The organism is Sulfuricurvum sp. (assembly GCF_049305995.1).
Taxonomy (GTDB): Bacteria; Campylobacterota; Campylobacteria; order Campylobacterales; family Sulfurimonadaceae; genus Sulfuricurvum.
Genome location: NZ_JBAQPS010000238.1, coordinates 1 through 4,925, shown reverse-complemented (window position 1 = coordinate 4,925; position 4,925 = coordinate 1). Strand labels below are relative to the sequence as shown.

Sequence of the window (4,925 nt, the reverse complement as noted above, 5' to 3'; positions counted from 1 at the left end):
ATAGAGAGGACGTTCTTTGTAGGTATTATCAAGCCATTTTGCGGCACTTGGAAAATTATTTTGGGTAATGTCCATCATGGTACGATAAAGTTTAAACTCTTCTTGATCCGGTTCCAGTGAAAGGTTGTCTTTTAAAATTGAACTTAATTTTGGATTAACCTTTCCGATCATTTCAGAACTCATTACAGCAAATATACCGGAAAGATAATTGCTTGCATCGAGATGGTATGAACGCAGAAAATGGTCATAAGCTTTCGAAGTATCTCCTAGTTGTGCATACGTTAATGCTAAATTATAGTGCAATATTGAGTGTTGAGGATTTGTTTTAAGAAGCGTTAATAGTTGTGAGTTCGCTTCTCTCAAATGAAATTTAAGTGCTTTTTGAATAGCTTGAGCAATACCATAATTGACACTTGAAGCGCGTGAACTTTTTTGTAAATATTCTTTGGCACTACTGATATCATCAATATAAATATTTGCATTTCCTTTTTGAATATAGCTGATTGTTTGATGTGCATTGTAAATTTTATAAGGGGCAAAATAAAAAAGAGTTTGATAAATTTTTGAGCGATTATTTTTATGGTCTCTGTAAATATCTTGATTGTCATCAGGATTGAAAAGAGATGGTTTTAAAAATACTTCAATAGGATAGGGTGTGTAGACATCTTTCGGATAAGCTTCGGTTGTTTTTTGTATAAGAACCGAAGCATCTTTATGGAGACCTGATTTGAGTTGAATAAAGGCTAATGCCAATTGCTCTTGAATAGGTTTATTGTTTTGGATAATAGCATTGTTGAGATATTTTGCTGCCATTGGCAAATTACCTAGATTAGCATACATGAGTCCCAAAGAAAAAGTATCTTCTTCTTGAAATGGATTTTCTAAAGCATCTATCGCGTTGTTATAATCTGCATATACTGCACCAATTTTTGCACGTAGTTTATTTTGTATTTCTAAATACTCTTCAGTTGTAGGATGTTTAAGTGCACTGAGTGCTTCAAGATAATGACCTTGGTAGTAATTAATTAAAGCATAATAATACGAATACATAGGCGAATTTGTTTCTTGAGGAAGATAAGTTTGTGCCATTTTGATATAAGTATTAAAATCTTTTTCTTTTTTAAGGTGTACAGAACATACGGCAGCATTGATTGCACTTACGCATTGGTTTTCATTGCTTGCAATAGAACGCTTAAAATTCTCAAGTGCTCCGTTGTAATCTCCCTCCTTAAGTTGAACAACACCGAGATTGTATTGTGAAATGGCCTCAGAGTAGAGGGCAATTTTTTCATACAATTTGAGTGCCTCATTTTGATGACCATTGGCATAGAGAGAATTAGCCCTTTCTATCATACTTTCAAGCTCACTGGGCTCAATGATTGGATTTTCCGAATGATTGCTTTTTTCACTAATTAGAACTTCTTCGGAGACTGCTTCCTCTCCATGCCCGTTAAAAAAGAAAAACCAACTTCCGCCTCCCAATAGTACGAGTAGTGTAATTATTGCACCAACGATAATAATTAGTTTTTTCTTTTTTTGCGGAACATCTGATGTTTCTGAGACATTATCTTTTGGAGTGGCTGTTTTGTCGACGCCTGCGGCATCCGACTCTTCAATGACGATTATCTCTTCTTGATCTTCAGCCATGGGCTCTCTTTAACCTTTTAGAGGTATTTTTGCAATACGGCAGGGATGATAATACTGCCGTCTTCTTGTTGGAAATTTTCCATAATAGCTATCATCGTCCGACCGACCGCTAAACTTGAACCGTTTAGGGTGTGAGCGAGGATGTTTTTTCCCTCTTCTTTGTAGCGGATCTTCGCACGACGGGCTTGGAAGTCCCGTGTATTGGAGACGGAACTGATTTCGCGGTAGGTATTTTGTCCCGGCAGCCACACTTCGAGGTCTACCGTCCTAGCTGCACCGAATCCTAGATCCCCTGTGCAGAGGGTAACGAGACGGTGTGGAAGCCCAAGCACCGCGAGAAGATCGGAAGCACACGCAACCATCTCTTCAAACACCGCGTCGCTTTGATCGGCACGGGTGATGGAGACCAGTTCGACTTTGTGAAACTGATGCTGACGGATCATACCGCGTACGTCACGTCCGCCGCTCCCTGCTTCTTTGCGAAAACATGAGGTGTATCCCGTCATTTTGATCGGTAAATCGGCACCGTTTAAAATTTCATCTTGGTAAAGGTTGGTGAGAGGGACTTCCGCCGTCGGAATGAGATAAAGCTCTTCCTCTTCGACTTTGAACAAATCATCTTCAAACTTCGGAAGCTGTCCCGTCCCCTCTAATGCACGACGGTTGACGAGCATCGGAACACTGAACTCTTCAAACCCACGTTCACGGTTAAAATCGAGCATGAAATTGATCAACGCGCGCTCTAGCCGTGCACCCATACCGCCGACAACACTGAAACGGCTTTTGGCGAGTTTGACACCCCGCTCAAAATCGATCCAACCGTTTTGCTCCGCCAATTCCCAGTGCTCTTTAGGGGTGAATGTGAATGTCGGAGGGGTGAGGACTTTGCGGAGTTCGATGTTGTCGTTTTCATCCTCGCCATCAGGTACAGAGCCGTCGGGGATGTTCGGGACACGCATGATGATTGCATCGAGAGCTTCTTCGGCATTTCTTTGCCAATCCAAATATTCATTTAATGTGCGTTTATTGTTATCGATTTCAATTTTCAGCTCATCGGTGTTTTTACCCTCTTTTTTGTATTGACCGAAAAGGCGACTGAGGGAATTTTGATTGGCTTGAATTGTCTCATAGGCAAGTTTGGCACTTTTGAGCTCTTCATTGGCACTTTTTAGTTCAGTGATTAGTGCAATATCCACTTTTTTTCGCATTAGTGCGGTTGAGGTTTCGTCAAAATTTTTCTGGAGAAGTTTTACATCGATCATAAAGGCTCATTTCATGGATTTAATAATGATCGATTATAGCCAAAAGAGGCTGAAATTAGGTGAAAAATGCTTATGATACCCGCACTTGTCCCGTCGTAATTTTATGGATGACGTGAGTGATATAGGTTTGATAGGGGATACCCTCATTGAGTGCCATCGCTTTGAGTTTCGTGATGTCATCTTCGAAGAGACGGATACTAATCGCTTTCCGTTTGGAGCGCTGTTTGATCGTTTCGGAAGCAGCAATTTTTAGCGACTGTTTGAGGCTTTCAAGCTCATCTTTTGGGAGAGGAACATACTCACCGTTTTCTACCGCTTCTACAATGGCTAACTCTTCATCGGTATAGATTGTCTTGGTACGCATCGGCTACTCCTTGATGTATTTTTTGGTCTGTTTTCGGCTGGGATAGATCGTTTTTAGAAAAAATATCTCTCCCTCTTTTACGAACGGGACGATATAGGCATAGTCCATAATTTCGACAATCAAGCAGTATTGGCTCTGATGATTGGTACTTGGATTTTTGACAATGTCGAGAAGTTTATCTTCTTGGATACTGGTAACGACATCTTCAAAACAGACATTTCGATTCTCTTTGAGGAGGGTGTTTTTATCATCGTTCCAATCAAAAACCATTTGATCCCCCACTTGCTAAAGATATTATTTCATAATTGTATATTAATTGTATGTAAAATGCAATAAGTATTAAAATAATCTCGTTCGCCCTGAGCTCACGTGAGCTCACCACGAACGAAATACACCTATGCAATAATGAACGAATTTGCTGTAAACTATCTATCACAAAATACAAAGTTAATGGGTTAATAAAATGGAAGAAAAACAAGTTATTTGGGAAGATGATTTACTGAACCGACAGAGTGAAGGCAAGTTTCTTTCCGAATATCTTTTAAAGCGTTATGCAAACGCCCAAAATAAGCCTTTTGTATTAAATATCAATGCTGAATGGGGATTTGGTAAAACTTACTTTTTAAAAAATATTGCTGAAGACTTGAAATCACAAAAACATCCTGTCATTTATTTTGATGCGTGGCAAAACGATTATTCGGATCAGCCACTGTTAGCTTTTATCTCAGAAATGAATAGTTCTTTGAATCCATTTCTTAGCAAAAGCACTAAGGGGAAAAAACTATTCGATAAAGTATATAATCCATTAAAAAAACTTCTAATCCCAATGCTTGTTAAAAATCTTACTGGAATGACGTACGATCATTTCAATGAAGAACCTGAGCAAACAAAAGATGAAGATAAAGCAGAAATATCTAATGATGATTCAACAAAAAATGAAGTTGAATCGGTACTTTCAAAATTAGCCGAATCTGCATTGGCAGATCATGAAACCGTTCGACAAAGCATCAGTACATTCAAAGAAAATATGAAAAAATTATTGAGTTACATTGATAAAAACATTGCATCTAAGCAATTGCCAATGTTTGTTTTTATCGATGAGTTAGATCGATGCCGTCCTAGCTATGCGATTGAGTTACTCGAAAATATCAAACATATCTTTGATATTCCCGGAATAGTGTTTGTAATTGCAACGGATTCGAAACAACTATCACACTCCATCAATGCTGTTTATGGTCAAAATTTTGCATCCGAACGCTATTTAAAACGTTTTTTTGACCAAGAATACAATCTGATAAAACCTGATAATTATGCCTTTGCGCAGTATCTTTTTGAACTTCACGGTATTACCAAAGATGAAAAACTATTTTCTCCTTTAGAACAAGAGGTTTACAAAGACAAAGATCTCAATATTGAACTTTTTACCCTCTATGCCAGTTTGTTCAAGTTGAGTTTAAGAGATCAGGAACAAGTGGCAACGGTTTTATCTGCTATTGTCTTGACTTGGCAAACGACTGACTCTATACACTTAGGATATTTGCTATTTTTGATTATGTTGAAACAATATTCAAATATTCATTTTTATAATTTTATAGAAACTAATAATAATCAAAAAGGAAATTTCCTTAAAAATAATTCACTTCAATTAAATC

General features: G+C 38.0%; 5 protein-coding genes. 1 reads left to right on the top strand and 4 read right to left on the bottom strand.

The genetic code is table 11. From position 1 onward, the window contains the following. The 4 genes from WA010_RS08320 to WA010_RS08305 all read right to left on the bottom strand — a co-directional run. Positions 1-1,647 (bottom strand): tetratricopeptide repeat protein (locus WA010_RS08320; protein WP_422556663.1); only part of this gene is annotated, 1,647 nt, incomplete at its 3' end. A 17-nt stretch (positions 1,648-1,664) separates the two neighbouring features. Beyond that, complete coding sequence (gene serS / locus WA010_RS08315; protein ID WP_422556662.1) at positions 1,665-2,909, bottom strand: serine--tRNA ligase; 1,245 nt, start codon at positions 2,907-2,909, stop codon at positions 1,665-1,667. A 70-nt stretch (positions 2,910-2,979) separates the two neighbouring features. Next, positions 2,980-3,273 (bottom strand): hypothetical protein, encoded by a 294-nt coding sequence (locus WA010_RS08310; protein WP_422556661.1) that lies wholly within the window; start codon positions 3,271-3,273, stop codon positions 2,980-2,982. Positions 3,274-3,276: 3 nt separating this feature from the next. Next, positions 3,277-3,543: a toxin gene (locus WA010_RS08305; protein WP_422556660.1), complete on the bottom strand. Its 267-nt coding sequence runs from the start codon at positions 3,541-3,543 to the stop codon at positions 3,277-3,279. A 193-nt stretch (positions 3,544-3,736) separates the two neighbouring features. Here WA010_RS08305 and WA010_RS08300 point away from each other — a divergent pair. Beyond that, a partial coding sequence (locus WA010_RS08300) for a KAP family P-loop NTPase fold protein (RefSeq protein ID WP_422556659.1) occupies positions 3,737-4,925 on the top strand: 1,189 nt, incomplete at its 3' end.